Origin of the sequence: Pandoraea soli (assembly GCF_902459595.1) — a bacterium.
GTDB classification, from domain to species: Bacteria; Pseudomonadota; Gammaproteobacteria; order Burkholderiales; family Burkholderiaceae; genus Pandoraea; species Pandoraea cepalis.
In genome coordinates this window covers 1-19,889 of the sequence record NZ_CABPSG010000024.1, presented here as the reverse complement: position 1 = coordinate 19,889, position 19,889 = coordinate 1, and the positions used below count along the sequence as shown (strand labels likewise).

Annotated in this window: 17 protein-coding genes and 1 tRNA gene; 14 read left to right on the top strand and 4 right to left on the bottom strand. The window is 62.3% G+C overall.

Annotation, left to right across the window (positions count from 1 at the left end; translation table 11 throughout):
• Positions 1–73: 73 nt before the first annotated feature.
• Complete coding sequence (gene yhbY, locus PSO31014_RS21550; protein ID WP_150553484.1) at positions 74–574, bottom strand: ribosome assembly RNA-binding protein YhbY; 501 nt, start codon at positions 572–574, stop codon at positions 74–76.
• 139 nt (positions 575–713) lie between these two features.
• Here yhbY and PSO31014_RS21545 point away from each other — a divergent pair, with 139 nt between their 5' ends.
• The 11 genes from PSO31014_RS21545 to phoR all read left to right on the top strand — a co-directional run bounded on the left by PSO31014_RS21545 (position 714) and on the right by phoR (position 13,369).
• Entirely contained in the window at positions 714–1,364 is a 651-nt protein-coding gene (locus PSO31014_RS21545) for an RlmE family RNA methyltransferase (RefSeq protein ID WP_150553483.1), read from the top strand.
• A gap of 119 nt (positions 1,365–1,483) precedes the next feature.
• Complete coding sequence (ftsH, locus tag PSO31014_RS21540) at positions 1,484–3,358, top strand: ATP-dependent zinc metalloprotease FtsH (protein WP_150553482.1); 1,875 nt, start codon at positions 1,484–1,486, stop codon at positions 3,356–3,358.
• 272 nt (positions 3,359–3,630) lie between these two features.
• Complete coding sequence (folP, locus tag PSO31014_RS21535) at positions 3,631–4,560, top strand: dihydropteroate synthase (RefSeq protein WP_425494899.1); 930 nt, start codon at positions 3,631–3,633, stop codon at positions 4,558–4,560.
• A gap of 188 nt (positions 4,561–4,748) precedes the next feature.
• The gene (glmM, locus tag PSO31014_RS21530; protein WP_150553481.1) at positions 4,749–6,092 is read left to right on the top strand and encodes a phosphoglucosamine mutase; all 1,344 of its coding nucleotides are present in this window, start codon (positions 4,749–4,751) and stop codon (positions 6,090–6,092) included.
• 491 nt (positions 6,093–6,583) lie between these two features.
• Positions 6,584–7,618, top strand: coding sequence for a phosphate ABC transporter substrate-binding protein PstS (gene pstS, locus PSO31014_RS21525; protein WP_150553480.1), 1,035 nt, complete (start codon positions 6,584–6,586; stop codon positions 7,616–7,618).
• Positions 7,619–7,754: 136 nt separating this feature from the next.
• A complete protein-coding gene (gene pstC / locus PSO31014_RS21520; RefSeq protein ID WP_150553479.1) occupies positions 7,755–8,729 on the top strand; it encodes a phosphate ABC transporter permease PstC in 975 nt (324 codons plus the stop codon).
• Positions 8,729–9,625, top strand: coding sequence for a phosphate ABC transporter permease PstA (pstA, locus tag PSO31014_RS21515; protein WP_150553478.1), 897 nt, complete (start codon positions 8,729–8,731; stop codon positions 9,623–9,625). The genes pstC and pstA overlap by 1 nt, the downstream gene beginning before the upstream one ends.
• A 60-nt stretch (positions 9,626–9,685) precedes the next feature.
• Positions 9,686–10,468, top strand: a complete 783-nt coding sequence (gene pstB / locus PSO31014_RS21510; protein ID WP_150553477.1) for a phosphate ABC transporter ATP-binding protein PstB — start codon at positions 9,686–9,688, stop codon at positions 10,466–10,468.
• 20 nt (positions 10,469–10,488) lie between these two features.
• Positions 10,489–11,196: a phosphate signaling complex protein PhoU gene (gene phoU / locus PSO31014_RS21505; RefSeq protein ID WP_150553476.1), complete on the top strand. Its 708-nt coding sequence runs from the start codon at positions 10,489–10,491 to the stop codon at positions 11,194–11,196.
• Positions 11,197–11,232: 36 nt separating this feature from the next.
• On the top strand, positions 11,233–11,934 hold the full coding sequence (gene phoB, locus PSO31014_RS21500) for a phosphate regulon transcriptional regulator PhoB (RefSeq protein WP_130026476.1): 702 nt from the start codon (positions 11,233–11,235) through the stop codon (positions 11,932–11,934).
• A 91-nt stretch (positions 11,935–12,025) separates the two neighbouring features.
• Positions 12,026–13,369 (top strand): phosphate regulon sensor histidine kinase PhoR, encoded by a 1,344-nt coding sequence (gene phoR / locus PSO31014_RS21495; RefSeq protein WP_150553475.1) that lies wholly within the window; start codon positions 12,026–12,028, stop codon positions 13,367–13,369.
• A 52-nt stretch (positions 13,370–13,421) separates the two neighbouring features.
• Here phoR and ppk1 read toward each other — a convergent pair whose 3' ends face one another.
• Positions 13,422–15,542 carry a polyphosphate kinase 1 gene (gene ppk1, locus PSO31014_RS21490; protein WP_150553474.1) on the bottom strand — a complete coding sequence of 707 codons (2,121 nt, stop codon included), beginning with the start codon at positions 15,540–15,542 and terminating at the stop codon, positions 13,422–13,424.
• A 152-nt stretch (positions 15,543–15,694) separates the two neighbouring features.
• On the opposite strand from ppk1, the gene ppx reads away from it, so the two are divergent.
• Positions 15,695–17,239, top strand: coding sequence for an exopolyphosphatase (gene ppx / locus PSO31014_RS21485; protein WP_150553473.1), 1,545 nt, complete (start codon positions 15,695–15,697; stop codon positions 17,237–17,239).
• A 114-nt stretch (positions 17,240–17,353) separates the two neighbouring features.
• Here the strand turns inward: ppx and PSO31014_RS21480 are convergent, their stop codons facing one another.
• On the bottom strand, positions 17,354–18,181 hold the full coding sequence (locus PSO31014_RS21480) for a GNAT family N-acetyltransferase (RefSeq protein WP_150553495.1): 828 nt from the start codon (positions 18,179–18,181) through the stop codon (positions 17,354–17,356).
• A gap of 184 nt (positions 18,182–18,365) precedes the next feature.
• On the bottom strand, positions 18,366–18,842 hold the full coding sequence (locus PSO31014_RS21475; RefSeq protein WP_150553494.1) for a SixA phosphatase family protein: 477 nt from the start codon (positions 18,840–18,842) through the stop codon (positions 18,366–18,368).
• 177 nt (positions 18,843–19,019) lie between these two features.
• On the opposite strand from PSO31014_RS21475, the gene PSO31014_RS21470 reads away from it, so the two are divergent.
• Positions 19,020–19,096: transfer RNA gene (locus PSO31014_RS21470), tRNA-Pro, on the top strand.
• Between the two features lie 464 nt (positions 19,097–19,560).
• A partial coding sequence (locus PSO31014_RS21465; protein WP_246176964.1) for a nuclease-related domain-containing protein occupies positions 19,561–19,889 on the top strand: 329 nt, incomplete at its 3' end.

The window sequence follows — 19,889 nt, the reverse complement described above, 5'->3', positions numbered from 1 at the left end:
CGCGGTATCCATAAAAAACGCGCCTGTTGTCCGGGCGCGTTTTTTTGAGAGCTGGCGACGGTGTGCCGTTCGCTCAGTCGTTGCGTTGGCGCTTGACGCTGGTCTGGCGCTTTTTGGCCTTCTTGACGATGCCGCCAGCGGTCATGCGTTCATTGCCGCGAACGGTCACTTTCTTGACGGTCGGGCGGCGTCCCGCGTTGGTGCTGGTCTTGACGACCGTGACAGTGCGCGGGGCACGGCCCTTGACCGTTGCGCCGGTACCGCCAGTCCGGGAACGAACCGGCGCTTCCGTTTCGTCCGGCGTCGGACGGTACAGAACAAGCAGCTTGCCGATGTGTTGTACCGGCGCCGCGCCGAGTTGGTCGCAGATGGATTCGTAGATGGCCACGCGTGCATCGCGTTCGTCGCCGAACACACGTACCTTGATCAGTTCGTGAGCCTTCAGGGCGCCGTCGATTTCCTTGAGCACCGCTGGCGTCAAGCCGTCGGCGCCAATCAGAACAACGGGATTCAGCGCATGGGCGGTGGAGCGCAAGTCGGCGCGTTGCGCCGGGGTCAGGGTCAGGGCGGGCATAGAGGACAGACGAGACAAACGAGTTAGGATGCACCCGTACGCGGCGGTCGGCGCACCTGAAAATACCAGAGGCCGGCTCGCGCATTTTGGGCGCGCAAGGGCCTATTATCCTGCAAAATCGCAGCGTTTTTGAAGAATTATGGCAAAAAACCGTTTCAGCCACGCCTGGCTGCACGATCACATCAACGATCCCTACGTCAAAATGGCGCAGCGCGAGGGCTATCGTGCCCGCGCCGCCTACAAACTCAAGGAGATCGACGAGCAGGACCGGCTGATCAAGCCCGGTCAGGTCATTGTCGACCTTGGCGCGACGCCCGGGAGCTGGAGTCAGTACGCGCGCAACAAGCTCGCGGGCGGCAAGCGCACGGAAGGGGGTATCGACGGCACGATCATTGCGCTGGACATCCTGCCGATGACGCCGATCGCCGACGTCACCTTCCTGCAGGGTGACTTCCGCGAGGACAGCGTGCTTGCGCAGCTCGAAGAAATCCTCGCCGGACGCAAAGTCGACCTTGTAGTTTCCGATATGGCCCCCAACTTGTCGGGGGTAGCGTCGGCCGATGCAGCGCGGATCGAGCATTTGTGCGATCTGGCGATGGATTTTGCTCAACGACACCTGAAACCGGATGGTGCATTGCTGGTCAAATGTTTTCACGGCAGTGGCTACAGCCAAATTGTCGAAAAATTCAAGCACCAGTTCAAAACCGTGGCGCCGCGCAAGCCAAAGGCGTCCCGAGATAAATCTTCCGAAACGTTCATTTTGGGACGAGGATTGAAAAATCCGGCTTGATGCCCGTCAAACCAGCGCTCTGGCGCTATGGCGGCGGTAAAGAATCACTATGGCGGTGCGCCTGCGAGTGGATTAGAATGAATTCCTGGCGCGAAGCGATTTCATGAAGGAGCAACGCTTTGAACAATAATATGTTTTCCAAAGCGGCGGTGTGGTTGGTCATCGCGCTGGTCTTGTTTACTGTGTTTAAACAGTTCGACAAGCCGCACGTCCAGGAAGGCGTGACGTACTCCCAGTTCATGGACGATGCCAAGAATGGCAAGGTCAAGAACGTGATAGTGCAGGGGCGCAGCCTTCAGGTGACGCCCAGCGACGGCCAGAAATACACCATCGTGTCGCCCGGCGACATCTGGATGGTGGGCGATCTCATGAAGTATGGCGTTCAAGTTTCGGGCAAAGCCGATGACGAACCGAACGCACTCATGTCCGTGCTCTACTACCTCGGACCCACGTTGCTGATCATCGGCTTCTGGTTCTACATGATGCGGCAGATGCAGGGCGGGGGTAAGGGCGGTGCCTTTTCCTTCGGTAAATCCCGCGCGCGCCTCATCGACGAGAATGCCAACCCTGTGACGTTTGCCGACGTCGCCGGTTGCGACGAAGCCAAATATGAAGTCGGCGAGTTGGTCGACTTCCTGAAAGATCCTCAAAAATTCCAGAAGCTCGGCGGTCGTATTCCGCGCGGCGTGCTGCTCGTCGGCCCGCCGGGAACCGGTAAGACGCTGCTCGCCCGCGCCATCGCAGGCGAAGCCAAGGTGCCGTTCTTCAGCATCTCGGGTTCCGACTTCGTGGAAATGTTCGTCGGCGTCGGGGCGGCCCGCGTTCGCGACATGTTTGAAAACGCGAAGAAGCAATCGCCCTGTATCGTGTTCATCGACGAAATCGACGCGGTCGGCCGCCATCGTGGCGCCGGCATGGGCGGCGGTAACGACGAACGCGAGCAAACGCTGAACCAGATGCTCGTCGAGATGGACGGCTTCGAAGCCAACTCGGGCGTGATCGTGATCGCCGCAACGAACCGGTCGGACGTGCTCGACAAGGCGCTGCTGCGCCCGGGCCGCTTCGACCGTCAGGTCTACGTCGGTCTGCCGGACATCCGCGGCCGTGAGCAGATCCTGAAGGTGCACCTGCGCAAGGTGCCGATCTCGAACGACGTCGATGCTTCGGTCATCGCGCGGGGAACGCCGGGCATGTCGGGCGCCGATCTGGCGAACCTCGTGAACGAAGCCGCCCTGTTCGCGGCGCGCCGTAACAAGCGCATCGTCGAAATGCTCGACTTCGAAGACGCGAAGGACAAGATCTTCATGGGCCCGGAGCGCAAGTCGGCAGTGATGCGCGACGAAGAGCGACGTGCCACGGCCTATCACGAGTCGGGTCACGCGGTGGTGGCGATGCTGCTGCCGGGTGCCGATCCGGTGCACAAGGTCACGATCATTCCGCGCGGCTGGGCCCTGGGCCTGACGATGCAGTTGCCGGAACATGACAAGTACTCGGAGTATCGCGACACGATGCTCACGCAAATCGCCATCCTGTTCGGTGGCCGTGCCGCTGAGGAAGTGTTCATCAACAAGATGTCGACGGGGGCTTCGAACGACTTCGAGCGTGCCACCAAGCTCGCCCGCGACATGGTGACCCGCTACGGGATGTCGGACGCCCTGGGACCGATGGTCTACGTCGACACGGAGCAAGACTCGGTGTTCGGCCGGATGTCCGCCAAGTCGGTGTCGGAAGCCACGCAGCAGAAGGTCGACGGGGAAGTTCGCCGCATTCTGGACGAGCAATACGCCCTGGCCAAGACGCTGTTGCAAGACAACCGCGACAAGGTCGAAGCGATGACCCAGGCCCTGATGGAATGGGAAACGATCGACGGCGAGCAAATCGGCGACATCATGGATGGTCGTCCGCCGCGTCCGCCGAAGAACGGTCCGACGAACGGTGGCGCGTCGGGCGGCAATCCGCCGCTCAAGCCCAGCAACACCCCGGCGACCGTCTAAACACGTAAGAGCCTGGCAGGCGCAAGCACTGCCATCCCAGAAAGGCCGGCATTGCGCCGGCCTTTTTGCATTCCGACGCAGTGGCGCGGCGCGCTGCCTGCGGCCATGCCCGGGAGGCGACGAATATCGGTGTTACCGAGTGTTTCGATGGTCGATGTGAAGGGCGATTCCGGTAACATTACGCCCATACACAGCGTCCGGTATCTCGGGCGCGCAAGTCCGGTCCCGGCGAACGGGCCGCTATATTTGGCCTTATTGAGCTGAGCTTCCGAATGTCCTCCGAGCCGTCGCAATCCCTTCCTCCCGTGTCCCCTGACGCCGACGAAATCGTCGAGGCAGGCGCTTCACCGGACATCCCAGCCCCCCCCGCCACGCTGGCCTTCGGCCCGCGTTTCCGGCTCGATGCCCGCCGGGTGCACGTCATGGGCATCCTGAATGTCACGCCCGACTCGTTTTCCGATGGCGGCAAGTTTGTCGCGCGCGACGCCGCCCTGCGCCATGCCGAGCAGTTGATCGCCGACGGCGTCGACATTCTCGATATCGGCGGGGAATCGACCCGTCCGGGCGCCGAAGCGCTGTCGGAAGCCGCCGAACTCGAGCGCGTTGTACCGATTGTCGAAGCGCTGCGCGATTGCGGCGTGCCGCTCTCTGTCGATACCTATAAGCCGGGCGTGATGCGTGCGGTGCTCGCCGCCGGCGCGGACATGATCAACGACATCTGGGGGTTCCAGCAGCCCGGCGCCATCGACGCGGTGCGCGAGAGCGAAGCCGCACTGTGCGTCATGCACATGCTGCACGACCCCAAGACGATGCAGGACGCGCCGATCTATACCGACGTTGTCACCGAGGTCGCCGCCTTCCTCGATGGCCGGGTGGATGCGATGCTCTCGGCCGGTGTTGCGCCGTCGCGTCTGTATCTGGACCCGGGATTCGGCTTCGGCAAGAATCTCGCCCATAATCTCGCACTGCTCAAACACTTGCGTGTGCTGTCGCGCGATGGGTTGCCGTTGCTGGTCGGCATGTCGCGAAAACGGATGCTCGGCGAAATCACGGGACGTCAGTCGCCATTGGAGCGACAGGTGGCAAGCGTTGCCGCAGCGATGTGTGCCGCGCAGCAGGGCGCGGCCATCGTGCGCGTGCACGACGTCGCCGAAACGGTCGATGCGCTCAAGGTCTGGCACGCCGTGCGCGACGCTGAGTAGCCGTGCCGGGGGCGAACCCGCCGGAAGGCCCCACCGCCAGCCCATGGGGACCCAGCGGGGACGCGCGCCAGCGATAATGGCGGGGGCGGTGGCCCCCCACCGTCTGACGGCGGCATAAATAAAGATTGAACGACGCGCGCGTCCGGTCCCTCATCCGGCGCAGCGCCTCAACTGGGAACGATGCAACGATGAAACGACGCTATTTTGGGACCGACGGGATTCGCGGTACGGTGGGCGAAAGTCCGATCACGCCAGAGTTCGTGCTGCGACTGGGCTATGCCGCGGGGCGCGTGCTGGCCGGCAACCAAACGCTGGGCCGTCCGACGGTGTTGATCGGCAAGGACACGCGCGTCTCCGGCTATATGCTCGAAGCCGCGCTGGAAGCCGGTTTTGCGGCGGCCGGCGTCGACACCATGATGGCGGGCCCGATGCCCACGCCTGCCGTAGCCTACCTCACCCGGGCGCTGCGCCTGGCGGCTGGCGTGGTGATCAGCGCGTCGCACAACCCGTACCACGACAACGGCATCAAATTCTTCTCGGCGGATGGTAACAAGCTGCCGGACCAGACCGAACTGGCCATCGAAGCCGAACTCGACAATCCGATGACCTGCGTGCGCTCCGAGCAACTCGGCAAGGCGCGTCGTCTGGACGATGCAGCGGGCCGCTACATCGAGTTCTGCAAGAGTACGTTCCCGAACGACTTCGACTTGCGCGGCATGAAGATCGTGGTCGATTGCGCCAATGGCGCCGCGTATCACATCGCGCCCCATGTGTTCCACGAGTTGGGCGCCGAGGTCATCGCGATCGGCAACCAGCCGAACGGTTTCAACATCAACGAGGACTGCGGGGCGACAGCGCCGGATGCGCTCATGCGCGCCGTGCGTGCGAATCACGCGGATCTCGGCGTGGCGCTCGATGGCGATGCCGACCGCCTGCAGATCGTCGACGGTGCGGGGCGACTCTACAACGGCGACGAGCTGCTGTATCTGTTGGTGAAGGACCGGCTGGACAATGGGGGTGTGCCGGGTGCCGTGGGCACGTTGATGACCAATATGGCCGTCGAAGTCGCCCTCAAGGGTCTTGGGGTGCCATTCGTGCGCGCCAAGGTCGGCGATCGTTACGTGCTTGAGCAACTGCACAAGCACGGCTGGCAAATCGGCGCGGAGGGTTCCGGCCACATTCTGTGTCTGGACAAGCACACGACGGGCGACGGCATCATCTCGGCCCTGCAAGTGCTGGCCGCGATCCGTCGCGCGGGCAACCCGCCGCTGGCGAAGCTGCTCGACGGCGTGCGCCTGTTCCCGCAGCACATGATCAACGTCCGTACGCCGACCGGCTACGACTGGCAGAGCGATACGCGTCTGGCCGACGAGCGCAACGCCGTCGAGTCTCAATTGGGCGATACGGGGCGCGTGCTCATTCGCGCATCGGGCACCGAGCCCGTGCTGCGCGTGATGGTGGAGGCCCGCGAAGCCGCGCAAGCCACGTCCTTCGCCCAGCATCTGGCCGACGTCGTCAAATCGGCCGCCTGAGCGTTCGCTGAACGCCCGGTCTGCCATCCATCCTGGCAGGGCCGTGCCCCCCCGAGTGGGGCGGCACGGCAGACAACGCCGAATCCCCTCATCGAGGTCGATCCCCCGGGCGCAAGCGCCGGCCAACGCGTTGCCGCATACCTGCGTTTCTGGCTTCCCATCATGGCAATCGGCTCAACCCGATATTTCCATTTGTGACACGGTGGCCTAGGATGGTTAGACGGTTTGCCCCCATGTCACGGCGCTGACATGTGTCCAGAATTGGGCGATTTACGCGATGGCATGTGCTTGGAGATACCCCGAAACCCTTGCCAGACAAGGATTTTTGGCCGCCAACGAGAGGCGGGATATGCCTCCGGCAACGTGACGATACCGAGTCAACTTTATGACGCCGATATTGTGAGCTTTCACACATGACACATGATTGTCACATTCGGACACTATTCTTCGAGCCAACCACACGCTGTATCCACACCAACTCGGAGAAATCCATGAAGCTGATGAAGACTGCGATTGCCGGCATGGCTGGCATTCTGTTTGCCGCTGGCGCGATTGCGGGCGAGATTACGGGTGCAGGCAGCACGTTCGCCGCACCGATCTACACGAAGTGGGCTGACGCCTACCAGAAGGCGACCTCGAACAAGGTCAACTATCAGGGCATCGGTTCGTCGGGTGGCATCAAGCAAATCCAGGCCAAGACCGTCGATTTCGCAGGTTCGGACGCTCCGCTGACGGACGAAGAACTGGCCAAGCAAGGCCTGTTCCAGTTCCCGACGGTGGTCGGCGGCATCGTGCCGGTGGTCAACGTGCCGGGCGTGAAGCCGGGCGAGCTGGTCCTGTCGGGCCCGGTGCTGGGCGACATCTATCTGGGCAAGATCAAGAAGTGGAACGATCCGGCCATCGCCAAGCTGAACCCGAAGGTCAAGCTGCCGGATACCGATATCGCCGTGGTTCGCCGCGCCGACGGTTCGGGCACGAGCTTCGTGTTCACGAACTATCTGTCGAAGGTCAACGCCGAGTGGAAGAGCAAGGTTGGCGAAGGCACGACGGTGAACTGGCCGACGGGTACGGGTGGCAAGGGTAACGACGGCGTCGCCGCTTTCGTGCAACGCCTGCCGGGCGCGATCGGTTATGTCGAGTCGGCCTACGCCACGCAGAACAAGCTGACGTACACGGCAATGACGAACGCCGACGGCAAGACCGTTGAGCCGGCCACGGAAACGTTCGCCGCGGCAGCTGCCAAGGCCGAATGGTCGAAGACGTTCTACCAGATCCTGACCAACGAGAAGGGCGACAAGTCGTGGCCGATCGTGGCTGCCACCTTCGTGCTGGTGCACCAGAAGGCTGACGCCGGCAAGGAAGCGCAGGGCGCCGACGTACTGAAGTTCTTCGACTGGTCGTTCAAGAATGGCGAGAAGACCGCCAAGGAACTGGACTACATCCCGCTGCCGGAAGCGGTGCTGAAGCAAATCCGTGCAGGTTGGAAGGCGAAGGTTGCCGAGTCGGCCCACAAGGCCGGCATCTAAAGCAGCCTTGCTGGCCCCGGGCAATGCACGGTTGCATTGACCGGGGCCTCAACCCGGCATTATCCGCGCCGCCTGTTCCGAAGCCCGACGTTTGATCTGGCAACGGCAGGCGGCGCGCTCACGCTGAGACGACATCATGGCAGAAGCCACACGCCCCCTCGCAACAGCAGGCGCGCAGCGCGCTCCGTCTTCCGTTGGCGACTTTCTTTTCGCGCTGCTCACCCGCGCGGCCGCGCTCATTACGTTGCTCTTGCTCGGTGGCATCATCGTGTCGCTGATGTACAGCGCACTGCCGTCGATTCAGAAATTTGGCTTCGCCTTCCTGTGGACGAAGGAATGGGATCCGCCCGCCGAACACTTCGGCGCGCTCGTGCCTATCTACGGCACACTCGTCACGTCGCTCATCGCGCTCATCATCGCGGTGCCGGTCAGCTTCGGCATTGCGCTGTTCTTGACTGAACTCTCGCCCGTATGGCTGCGCCGCCCGCTCGGTACGGCCATCGAGCTGCTCGCCGCCATCCCGAGCATTGTCTACGGGATGTGGGGCCTGCTGATCTTCGCCCCGATTTTCAGCCAGTACTTCCAGAAGCCGCTGCAGACGTTGCTCGGCAACGTGCCGGTGATCGGTGCGCTGTTCCAGGGGCCGCCGCTGGGTATCGGTATCCTGCCCGCCGGCGTGATCCTCGCGATCATGATCATTCCGTACATCGCCTCGGTCATGCGCGACGTGTTCGAAGTCACGCCCGTGCTGCTCAAGGAGTCGGCCTACGGCATTGGCTGCACCACCTGGGAGGTGATGTGGCGCGTGGTGCTGCCCTTCACGAAGTCGGGGGTGATCGGCGGCGTCATGCTGGGGCTGGGTCGTGCTCTTGGCGAGACCATGGCCGTCACCTTCGTGATCGGCAACACGAACCTGCTCGACAACGTTTCGCTCTATTCGCCGGGCAACAGCATTACCTCGGCGCTCGCCAACGAGTTCGCCGAAGCCGGCCCGGGGCTGCATACGGCCGCCCTGATGGAACTCGGCCTGATTTTGTTCTTCATCACCTTTGTGGTGCTGGCGCTGTCCAAGCTCATGTTGCTGCGCCTTGAGAAAAACGAAGGTAAATAATGACCCAACAAGCGCTCGAACTGGAAACCCCAGCCGTGAAGCCGACCGACGCCGTGACCCGCGTGCGGCTGCAAGCTTACCGCCGCCGCAAGAACATTTTTGCGATCGCGATGTCGCTCGCGGCCATGGCCTTTGGCCTGGTCTGGCTGCTGTGGATTCTCTACACCACACTCTCGCTGGGCATCGGCGGTCTGTCGCTGTCGCTGTTCACCGAAATGACGCCGCCGCCGAACACCGCTGGCGGGGGGCTCGCCAACGCCATCGCGGGCAGTGTCGTGATGGTCGGTGTGGCCACGTTCCTCGGCACGCCGCTGGGTATCCTGGCCGGGGTCTATCTGGCCGAGTACGGTCAGAAGTCATGGCTCGCGAGCCTCACCCGTTTCATCAACGACATTCTGCTCTCGGCGCCGTCGATCGTGATCGGCCTGTTCGTGTACGCGCTGGTCGTGGCACAGATGGGGCACTTCTCGGCGTGGGCCGGCATTGTGTCGCTCGCGCTGCTGCAGATCCCGATCGTGATCCGCACGACCGAGAACATGCTCAAGCTCGTGCCGAACAACTTGCGTGAGGCCGCGTTTGCCCTGGGCACGCCGAAGTGGCGCATCATCGTCAAGATTACGTTGAAGGCGTCGATCGCCGGCATCGTGACGGGCGTGCTGCTCGCCGTGGCGCGTATCGCGGGCGAGACCGCACCGCTGCTGTTCACGGCGCTGTCGAACCAGTTCTGGTCGATGAACCTGAATCAGCCGATGGCCAACCTGCCGGTCACCATCTTCAAATTTGCCATGAGCCCGTTTGCGGAGTGGCAGTCGCTCGCCTGGGCGGGCGTGTTCATCATCACTCTCGGGGTGCTGCTGCTGAACATCCTGGCGCGCACGCTGTTTGCCAAGAAGTAACCGGCAACGCGAGACGACACAACGCGACGACACGACGCATACCTGACGGTTAAGACGACCATGACGAATCCGACGCAAGAGATCAAACTGCCCTCGAAGATTGAAGTCAATAACCTGAACTTCTTCTACGACAAATACCACGCGCTCAAGAACATCAACCTGCGCATTCCCGACCGCAAGGTCACGGCCTTCATCGGCCCATCGGGCTGCGGCAAATCAACGTTGCTGCGCACGTTCAACAAGATGTACGCCCTGTACCCGGAGCAACGCGCCGAGGGCGAGATCAACATGGACGGTGAAAACCTGCTGACCTCGAAGCAGGACATTGCGCTGCTGCGCGCGAAGGTCGGCATGGTGTTCCAGAAGCCGACGCCGTTCCCGATGTCGATCTACGACAACATCTCGTTCGGTGTGCGCCTGTTCGAAAAGCTCTCGCGCTCGGAAATGGACGACCGCGTGGAGTGGGCGCTGACCAAGGCGGCGCTGTGGGGCGAAGTCAAGGACAAGTTGCAACAGTCGGGCTACGGCCTGTCCGGCGGTCAGCAACAGCGTCTGTGCATTGCGCGCGGCATCGCTATCCGCCCGGAAGTGCTGCTGCTCGACGAGCCGTGCTCGGCGCTCGACCCGATCTCCACGGGCCGTATCGAAGAGCTGATCGCCGAACTCAAGGACGACTACACCGTGGTGATCGTCACGCACAACATGCAGCAGGCGGCACGTTGCTCGGACTTCACCGCCTATATGTATCTGGGCGAATTGATCGAATTCGGGGAAACGGAGAAGATCTTCATCAAGCCGGACCGTAAAGAGACCGAAGACTACATCACCGGCCGTTTCGGTTGATGCCCACGAGGAATTTCGACATGAACGACAAACACCTTTCCAGCCAGTTCGACTCGGACCTGAATCAGCTTTGCTCGCGCGTTCTTGAAATGGGCGGTCTGGTCGAATCGCAGCTCGTGACGGCCATGCGGGGGCTCAACTCGTTCGACCGTGCCCTGGTCGACGAAGTGATCGCCACCGAGCAGCGCCTGAATACCATGGAAGTCGAAATCGACGAAGAATGCAGCAAGATCATTGCCCGCCGTCAGCCGACCGCGCGCGATCTTCGCCTGCTGCTCTCGATCTCGAAGTCGATCACCAACCTCGAGCGTGCAGGCGACGAGGCCGAGAAGATCGCCAAGCGTACCCGTCACCTCCTGGAAGACGGCGCGGCGCAAACCGTGAACTTCGCCGAGATCAAACTCTCGGGCGAGATGGCCGCTCAGTTGCTGCGCCGCACGCTCGACGCGTTTGCACGTCTCGACATCGTGGCGGCGGCCGAGATCGTGCGCGACGATAAGGCCATCGACAACGAATTCCGTGGCTTCGTGCGCAAACTGGTGACCTACATGATGGAAGATCCGCGCACCATCTCGGCGGGCCTGGAATTCCTGTTCATCGCCAAGGCGATCGAGCGCATCGGCGATCACGCGAAGAACATCGCGGAATTCATCATTTACATTGTCAAGGGCACCGACGTCCGGCACATTTCGCGCGAAGACCTGCAGCGCCAGGTGCAAGGCGAATGAACGGCCCGACATCATTGAAGGTTTGAGAGGAAACCGATGCCCAGCAGCATTCTGATCGTGGAAGACGAGCCGGCGATTTCCGAGCTGATCTCCGTTAATCTGCAACACGCCGGTCACTATCCGATTCGGGCCTATAACGCCGAGCAGGCACTCACGCTGATCAGTGATGTGCTGCCCGACCTGGTACTGCTTGACTGGATGCTGCCGGGCAAGTCAGGCGTGACGTTCGCACGTGAGCTTCGGGCGAACGAGCGCACCAAGCACGTGCCGATCATCATGCTCACCGCGCGCAGCGAAGAGCAGGACAAGGTGATGGGCCTGGAGATCGGCGCGGACGATTACGTCACCAAGCCGTTTTCGCCGAAGGAACTGATGGCGCGGATCAAGGCCGTGCTGCGACGCCGTGCGCCGCAGTTGACCGAAGACGCGGTGAGCGTGAATGGCCTGAAGCTCGATCCGGCGACGCATCGCGTCACGAGCCATCAGTCGAGCGGCGACATCAAGCTGGATTTGGGACCGACGGAATTCCGCCTGCTGCACTTCTTCATGACACATCCGGAGCGCGTGCACAGCCGTTCGCAGTTGCTCGACCAGGTGTGGGGCGATCACGTGTTCGTGGAGGAGCGCACGGTGGACGTGCACATCAAGCGTCTGCGCGCCGCGCTCAAGCCGGCCGGCCACGATGCTATGATCGAGACCGTACGCGGCAGCGGCTACCGTTTGACGAAGTCGGCTTGAGGCATCGCGCCTCGCCTTCGGGCGAGGCCTGCCGTGCCAATGCCGCCCTTGTCCGATGGGGCGCGGGCGGCAAAACCCCTGTGCATCGTCTATGAATATCATCTGGGCCCGTGCGCTGACGTTACTGATCCTGCAAGCCGCCTTCTCGACGGCCGTCGGTTGGTTCCTTGGCGCAAGCGTGGGCTACATCACGGCCATCGTCCTGCTGGTCACGCAAGTCCTCTTCAACGTCTACCACGCCCAACGCCTCTGGCGTCTTCTCGACGCCCCGGTCTACGGTGAGGTGCCGAGTGCACTCGGGTTGTGGGGGGAAATCTATTACCGGCTGCACAAGCTGGCCAAGCGCTGGCATAACCAGGTCAAGCAGGTGGAACAACAGCACGCTCGCTTCATTCAGGCGATCCAGGCATCGCCCAACGGCGTGATCATGCTCGACGAGCACAACCAGATCGAGTGGTGCAACGCGATTGCCGAGTCGCATTTCGGTATCGACGCCAAGCGTGATCTGCGTCAGCAAATCACGCATCTCCTGCGCACACCGGCCTTTGTGCACTACCTGTCTTCGGAGCGCTACGACGAGGCGCTGCTCATGCACCACATGGGCGAGAAGCGCAACAACGTGCTTTCGATGCAGGTGTTCCCCTATGGCGACCATCGCAAGCTCATGATTTCGCTCGACGTGACCGATCTCGAGCGCACCGACTCGATGCGCCGCGACTTCGTGGCCAACGTCTCGCATGAACTCAAGACGCCGCTGACCGTGCTCTCCGGATTCCTGGAGACGGTCGGCGAGCTGCCGCTCTCGCCCGAGGAAATCCAGCGTTATGTCGAGATCATGCGCCAGCAGGCCTCGCGTATGCAGAACATCGTGAACGATCTGCTCACGCTCGCGAAGCTCGAAGGCAGTGGCAAGCCGCCGCCGGACGACCCCATCGATATGGGCATGCAGTTGCGCTCGCTACGCAGCGACGCCGAAGGGCTCTCGCAGGGTCAGCATGTGATCGAAGTCACGGAGGCCGACGGACTCGATTTGCGTGGTGCCGAAGGCGAACTCCACAGCGCGTTCAGCAATCTGGTGAGCAATGCGGTGCGCTACACGCCGCCGGGCGGCAAAATCCGCATCGAGTGGGGGCCGACGGACGACGGCGGTGCCCGCTTCGCGGTGACCGACTCTGGGCTGGGGATTCCGGCGGAACATATTCCGCGGCTCACGGAGCGTTTCTACCGTATCGACCGCAGCCGATCGCGCGATACGGGCGGCACCGGCCTCGGCCTCGCAATCGTCAAGCACGTGCTGACGCGCCATCAGGCCGATCTGAAGGTGACGAGCGAGGTGGGGCGCGGCAGCACGTTCGCCATTCAGTTTCCGCCCACGCGCGTGGCGCAGCGCACACCGGTCGACGCCACCCCGCCACGTTTGACCGTAGGCGGCTAACGCTGGGCGACTTGGCGCGCACGGTACACGCGCACGGCTGACCGATGACCGGTCAGCCGCGAGTGCCGGTCTGCACGTGCTGCGCGAGTTCCTGCATCAGGGCCATCTGGCTGTTGAATGGCGTTTTGCCTGGCTTGCGCCGCACGTAGGTGCCGTCGGAACGCATCAGCCATGCGGCGGTGTTGTCACGGAGGTGCACCATCAGACCCTCGCGAATCACGCGGGCCTTCAGGCGCTTGTCTCGTACCGGAAAGGCCACCTCCACGCGACGGAAGAAGTTGCGCTCCATCCAGTCGGCGCTTGAAAGCATGACTTTCTCGTCGCCGTTCGCATAGAAGTAATAGATGCGATGGTGTTCGAGAAAGCGCCCGACAATCGAGCGCACGGTAATGTTCTCGGAAAGGCCCGGTACACCGGCGCGCAGCGAGCACACGCCGCGCACGATCAAATCGATTTTCACCCCCGCACGCGACGCTTTGTACAGTTCGGCAATGATCGTCGGCTCGAGCAGCGCATTCATTTTCGCGATGATGCGGGCTTTCTTGCCGGCCGCGGCCGCTTCCGTCTCCTGCCGGATCGCCTCGAGCAGATGCGTGTGCATCGTGAACGGCGATTGCCACAGGCCCTGCAACTGTGTCTGCCGACCGATGCCCGTCAGTTGCTGGAAGACGACGTGGACGTCGGCGCACAGCGCCTCGTCGGCGGTCATCAGGCCGAAGTCCGTGTACAGACGGGCCGTGCGCGGGTGATAGTTGCCGGTGCCGAGGTGGACGTAGCGCTTGAGGAAGGTCTTCTTGCCCTGACGCGTACGACGCACGACGAGCAGCATCTTCGCGTGACACTTATGGCCGACCACGCCGTAGACCACGTGAGCGCCGACCGCTTCGAGCTGCGCAGCCCAGTTGATGTTGGTTTCCTCGTCGAAGCGCGCAAGCAGCTCCACCACGACCGTGACTTCCTTACCGTTGCGGGCCGCCGCCATCAGGGCGTCCATCAGCGCGGATTCGTTGCCGGTACGGTAGATCGTTTGCTTGATGGCCACCACGTCAGGGTCGCGAGCCGCTTGCAGCAGCAGCTCCAGCACCGGCTGGAAGCTGTCATACGGGTGATGCAGCAGCAGGTCGCCCTGGTCGATGAGGTCGAATATCGCGGGCGACGCGCTCATGCGCTTGGGCAGTGCCGGCACGAAGGGCGCGAACTTGAGGTCCGGTCGGTCGACCATCTCGGGCAGCGGCATCAAGCGCACGAGGTTGACGGGGCCCTTGACGCGGTAGCAGTCCGAGTCGGTCAGGCCGCATTCCGTCTGGAGGCGTCGCACGAGGCGCGACGGCGTGCCGGCATCGACTTCGAGACGGACGGCGTCGCCGAGATGGCGGGCCGGGAGTTCGCCTTGCAGCGCGGTGCGCAGGTTGGTGATTTCGTCCTCGTCGACGAACAGGTCGCTGTTGCGCGTGACGCGGAACTGATGGCAGCCTTTGGCCGTGAGCCCTGGGAACAGTTCACTGGCGAAGCGCAGCATGAGCGAGCTGAGCAGCACGAAGCTGTTAGGCAAGGGGGCGAGCCCTGGAGGCATGGGAACCAGTCGGGGCAGGGCGCGCGGGGCTTGGACGATGGCGAGTTCGGCGTCGCGTCCGAAGGCGTCTTTGCCTTCGAGTTCGACGGCGAAGTTCAGGCTCTTGTTGAGCACGCGCGGGAATGGGTGTGCGGGATCGAGCCCGATCGGCGTGAGGACCGGCACGAGTTCGCGCAGGAAGTAGTCGCGGGCCCATTCGACCTGGGCGTCGTTCCACTGGCCGGACGGGTGAAACGCGATGCCTTCGGCTTCGAGACGTGGCAGCAGGCTATCGAACATCGCATACTGCTTTTCCACCAGCGCTTGCGCTCGGGCGCAAACTTGCGTGTAAACTTGCTGGAACGTCATGCCGTCGGGCGTGAGCATGCCCGGATTCTCGCGCATCTGCTCCTTCAGCCCGGCGACGCGGATTTCGAAGAATTCATCCAGATTGCTACTCACGATACAGACAAAGCGAAGGCGTTCCAGCAGCGGCGTTGCGGGGTCGGCTGCTTGGGCAAGTACGCGTTCATTGAACGCCAGAATGCCCAGCTCGCGGTTGAGCAGCGGATAATTCATGGTGACCGTGCGAAAGACATGGGATTGGCGTGAATTCTTCATCCGTATTGTTACAGTTATATGACGTTCACATTTGTCAACGACGTGTCATATTCGATTTGTAGCGTATTCGTCATTTATTTGTCGAGTGCGCGTCATGCTTTTCGTGTGATACGTCCTCTACTTCGGCACTCTTCGCTCAGGCGCATCCCGACATGAGTACTCCCTCGCCCTTGTTAGCGGCCGTCGATCTCGGTTCGAACAGTTTTCGCCTGATCATCGGCCGCGTGGAGGAGACGTCCGCCGGCACGCAGATCTATCAGGTCGATGCGCTGCGCGAGCCGGTTCGGCTGGCGGCGGGCCTGAACGACGAGAAGTACCTCGATCATCCGTCGCAGCAACGCGGTTGGGACGTCCTCAAGCGGTTTGGCGAGCGGCTGAGGGGCTTTCATCCCGACAAGGTCCGCGCGGTGGCCACGAACACGCTGCGTGTCGCCAAGAACGCCGACGATTTTCTCGGTGAGGCGCAGCACGCGCTCGGGTTTCCCATCGAAGTCATTGCCGGGCGGGAAGAGGCGCGCCTGATCTATGCGGGCGCCGCACACTCGGTGCCGACGTGCCAGGGTAACCGGCTTGTCGTGGACATTGGGGGGGGCTCCACCGAATTCATTATCGGGCAGGATTACGAGCCGCTCATCATGGAGAGCCTGTATATCGGCTGCGTGAGTCATAGCCGGCAGTTCTTTCCCAGCGGCAACGTCGACGAATATGCGATGAAGCAGGCCGAACTGGCCGCCCGCCGCGAGATTCAGATCATTTCGGCGACCTATCGTGATGCCGCCTGGTCGCAGGCGATCGGCTCGTCGGGGACGGCACGTGCGCTGGCCGAATTGCTCGAAGCCAATGGGTTCAACGACGGCGGTTTGCACGGCCTCACGCGCGGTGGTCTCGAGCGCCTCAAGCGCGCGCTCATCAAGGCGGAAAACGCCAACCGCCTCAAGTTGGCGGGGCTCAAGCAAGATCGAATTCCGGTGCTGCCGGGCGGCCTGTCCATCATGTTGTCCGTTTTCAATGAACTCGAGGTCGAGCATATGGAGACGACCGATGCCGCGCTGCGGCTCGGCGTGATGTACGACTTGCTGGGGCGTACGCAGCATCAGGATATGCGGGCGGTGACCGTTGAGCAGTTCGTGCGCCGATATGGCGTGGACCGTGCTCAGGCCGAGCGTGTCGGACGTCTGGCGATCCGGCTGTATCGCCAGTTGCCGGTCGAGGCGGTCGAGGTGGTCGACGGCGACGATGTGGCCCAGGCGCTGGACGACGGTCGGGGCGAAGGCGAGGCGTTGCTCAACTGGGCGTCGTCGCTGCATGAGATGGGGTTGTCGATCGCGCACAGCGCGTACCACAAGCATTCGGCGTACATCGGCAGCAATGCGGATATGCCGGGCTTTTCGCGCCCCGATCAGGCGCGGTTGGCCGAGCTGTTGCTGGGGCATGTCGGCAAGCTGGGCAAGTTGGCATCGCAGGCGCAGCAGGTCGATTGGCAACTGCTGTTCTGTCTGCGCCTGGCGGTGTTGTTCTGTCGCCGGCGCACGGATGCGTTGCCGGACGCCATCGATGTCAAACGGCTCGGCGATGGCTTCGCCGTATCGGTGCCGCGTGCGTGGATCGACGCCAATCCACTCACCGACTATAGCCTGCAGCGTGAGGCGCAGGAGTGGGAGAAGATCGGCATGCGCTACAAGGTCGTGTACGCCTGACGCATGGGGGCCAGCTTGCCGATTGAGGGCAGGCGGTGCAAACGACGAAGCCCGGCATCTGCCGGGCTTTTTCGTACCCGTTGGCCGGGCGGATAACTTGGGGGCGGCGCGCGTTCAGGCCTGTTTGAGCTTGTTCAGCAGTTCCGCGCCGAGAAAATGGCGTGCATAGCGCGGGTTGATGTCGGACAGACGGAACAGGGTCAGGAAGTCGGCGGTATTGAAGTCGGGGTCCCAGGCCGGGGCGCCGCATATGCGGGCGCCAAGGCGCAGGTATCCCTTGACCAGGGCGGGCGGCTCGACCTCCAGGGTCGATTGCAGTTCGCTCACCGGCAGCGCGATGCGCGGCACGGCGTGGTACTCGGCCGGGGCCATGGCGGTGTCCTGGAGCTTGCGATAGAGGCTGGCGGCGTAGTGGCCGCCGTCGGCCATCGGCACGCTGGCGCAACCGAGCATCGTCTCGAGGCCGTTGCGCAGCATGTACTCGGCCAGACCGCTCCAGAGCGCCATGATGACGGCGCCGTTGCGGTATTCCGCGTGCACGCATGAGCGGCCGGTTTCGAGCATTTTCGGGCGCAGATGGTCCAGTCGCGAGAGATCGAATTCCCCTTCGGAGTACAAACGGCCAAGGCGCTTGGCCTGACCCGGGGGCAGTACGCGGTAGGTGCCGACCACCTTGAGCGAGTCCTGGTCGCGCACGATCAAGTGGTCGCAGTATTGGTCGTACTCGTCGACATCCAGGCCTGCGGGGCCCTTGACCGACGCGCCCATCTCCTCGGCGAAGACGTGGTATCTCAGACGTTGGGCTTCCCGAAGCTCGCTTTCGTCGCGTGCCCACGCCACACCCAGATTCGGCTTGACAGGCGTTTCAGGGCGAGGAAGACGCCTCCGCGAGGTGGGGGTCAACGAAGAGAGCGGCATGGTGGGGTTCGGCAGATCGCGCATAAAGGCCCTTTGTTTGACGGTCGCGTTGCGACGTACTTTAAAAAGCATCAATGTCGATTCCGTGAACGGTGGGTGACAATTCTATGACAAAACTTCCGGTGTCATGATGTCAGGGCTCGTTTTGGGCGCCTTGCACCAGCCAATTCACGGGGGGAGGAGAGGGGGTGTCGCCGTCGCCTGCGGTTCAGAGCAGGTCGGGATTGACGACGGCGCGCACGACCACCTGGCTCTCGTCTTCGCGGCGGCGTGAGGAGAGCCACCAGATGCCGGCCTTCTTGATCGTCCAGTAGGCTTCCTGGCCGGTGAGCAGCAGGGCGGCGAGTTGGCCGAGGGCGGGTTGGTGGCCGACGAGCACGACCGTCTGCACGTTGCCGGGCCAGCCGATGGTCCCTAGCAGCGTCATGGCGTTCGCGCCGGGGGCGAGATCGCGCACGATGCGCGGCGTGGGGGTGAGCGCCTGGGCGGTCTGGACCGCCCGCAACGCGGGGCTGGAGAGGATGAGGGCGTCTTCGGGAAGACGCGGGCGCAGCCATTGGGCGGCCTTTTCGGCCTGTTTGCGGCCGCGGTCGGTGAGTTCGCGGGCCAGATCGGCCTGGGCACTGAGGGCGAGGGAAGCCGGCAGGTTTTCGGCGTCGGCGTGACGCCAGAGAATCAGGTTCATCGACACAGGTTCGGACATGGTGAACCTCCCACTATGACGGGGTTTCGTGGCGACGGCATGACCGTCGGCGAGCCGTTGCGAGACGACTATTGTGCCAGTCGTGGATGAAAAAATGCCGACGCAGAGCACTTTGATTTGACGCGGTGCGCCGAACCCACTAGAATGCGTGCTCTTCGTCGGAGCGTAGCGCAGCCTGGTAGCGCATCTGATTTGGGATCAGAGGGTCGTAGGTTCGAATCCTATCGCTCCGACCACTAAATTCAAGGGGTTGGGACAGGCAACATCTATTGTCCCTATTCTCTGCCCTTGTAATTTCCCAACGGCTTTAACGACAACGTCTTGCGCGTACGCATGCGCCGCGTAGTTCGTTGCGCGTGCGCAGTAGGGCGCGCCGGATATGCCATTTGTTAATTAATTAGTAATCCATTGTAAATGCGGGCTGCAGTCGTTGACTGCATCTCGCGCTGTCGTATTGACTTAACCGTCGAGCGAGACTTCCTGTTGGGATGTATCCGATATTCATACGAACGGGCTAATTGGCTCGGGGCGATTGCGCTAGCCGCTCAGCGGCCTCGGGCTGCCCCGTGACGTCGGTGTGCTTGCGTTCTTGGCGGTTTGACGAAACGTGCTGGCCTTGCAAACGATAACGAAAGCTGGATACCTTCAAAGACGATACATCGAAACTTTGACGGCCAATTTCGTTAAATCATGGAGGCGCATGGCAACGATTATTCCCTCTCTGTCCTCGTGCGCGGGCAGAATGCAGCCCGGCGAACGCAGACTCGCCGAGCGGCTGGAACAGAAACTCGAAGACGACTATTTGATCTGGTATGACGTTCCCGTCGCCACGATGCAGTCGTATCCGGACTTTGTGGTGCTTCACCCTCAGCGTGGGTTACTCATCCTCGAGGTCAAGGACTGGAAGATTTCGACCGTCCTGCGTGCCGATCGCGGCGACTGGCAAATTTTGGGTTCATCGTGGAAAACCGTGGAGGTTTTCCGGGCAATTGATAATCTGACGCCAATAAGGACGGTGTTCGGAGGACA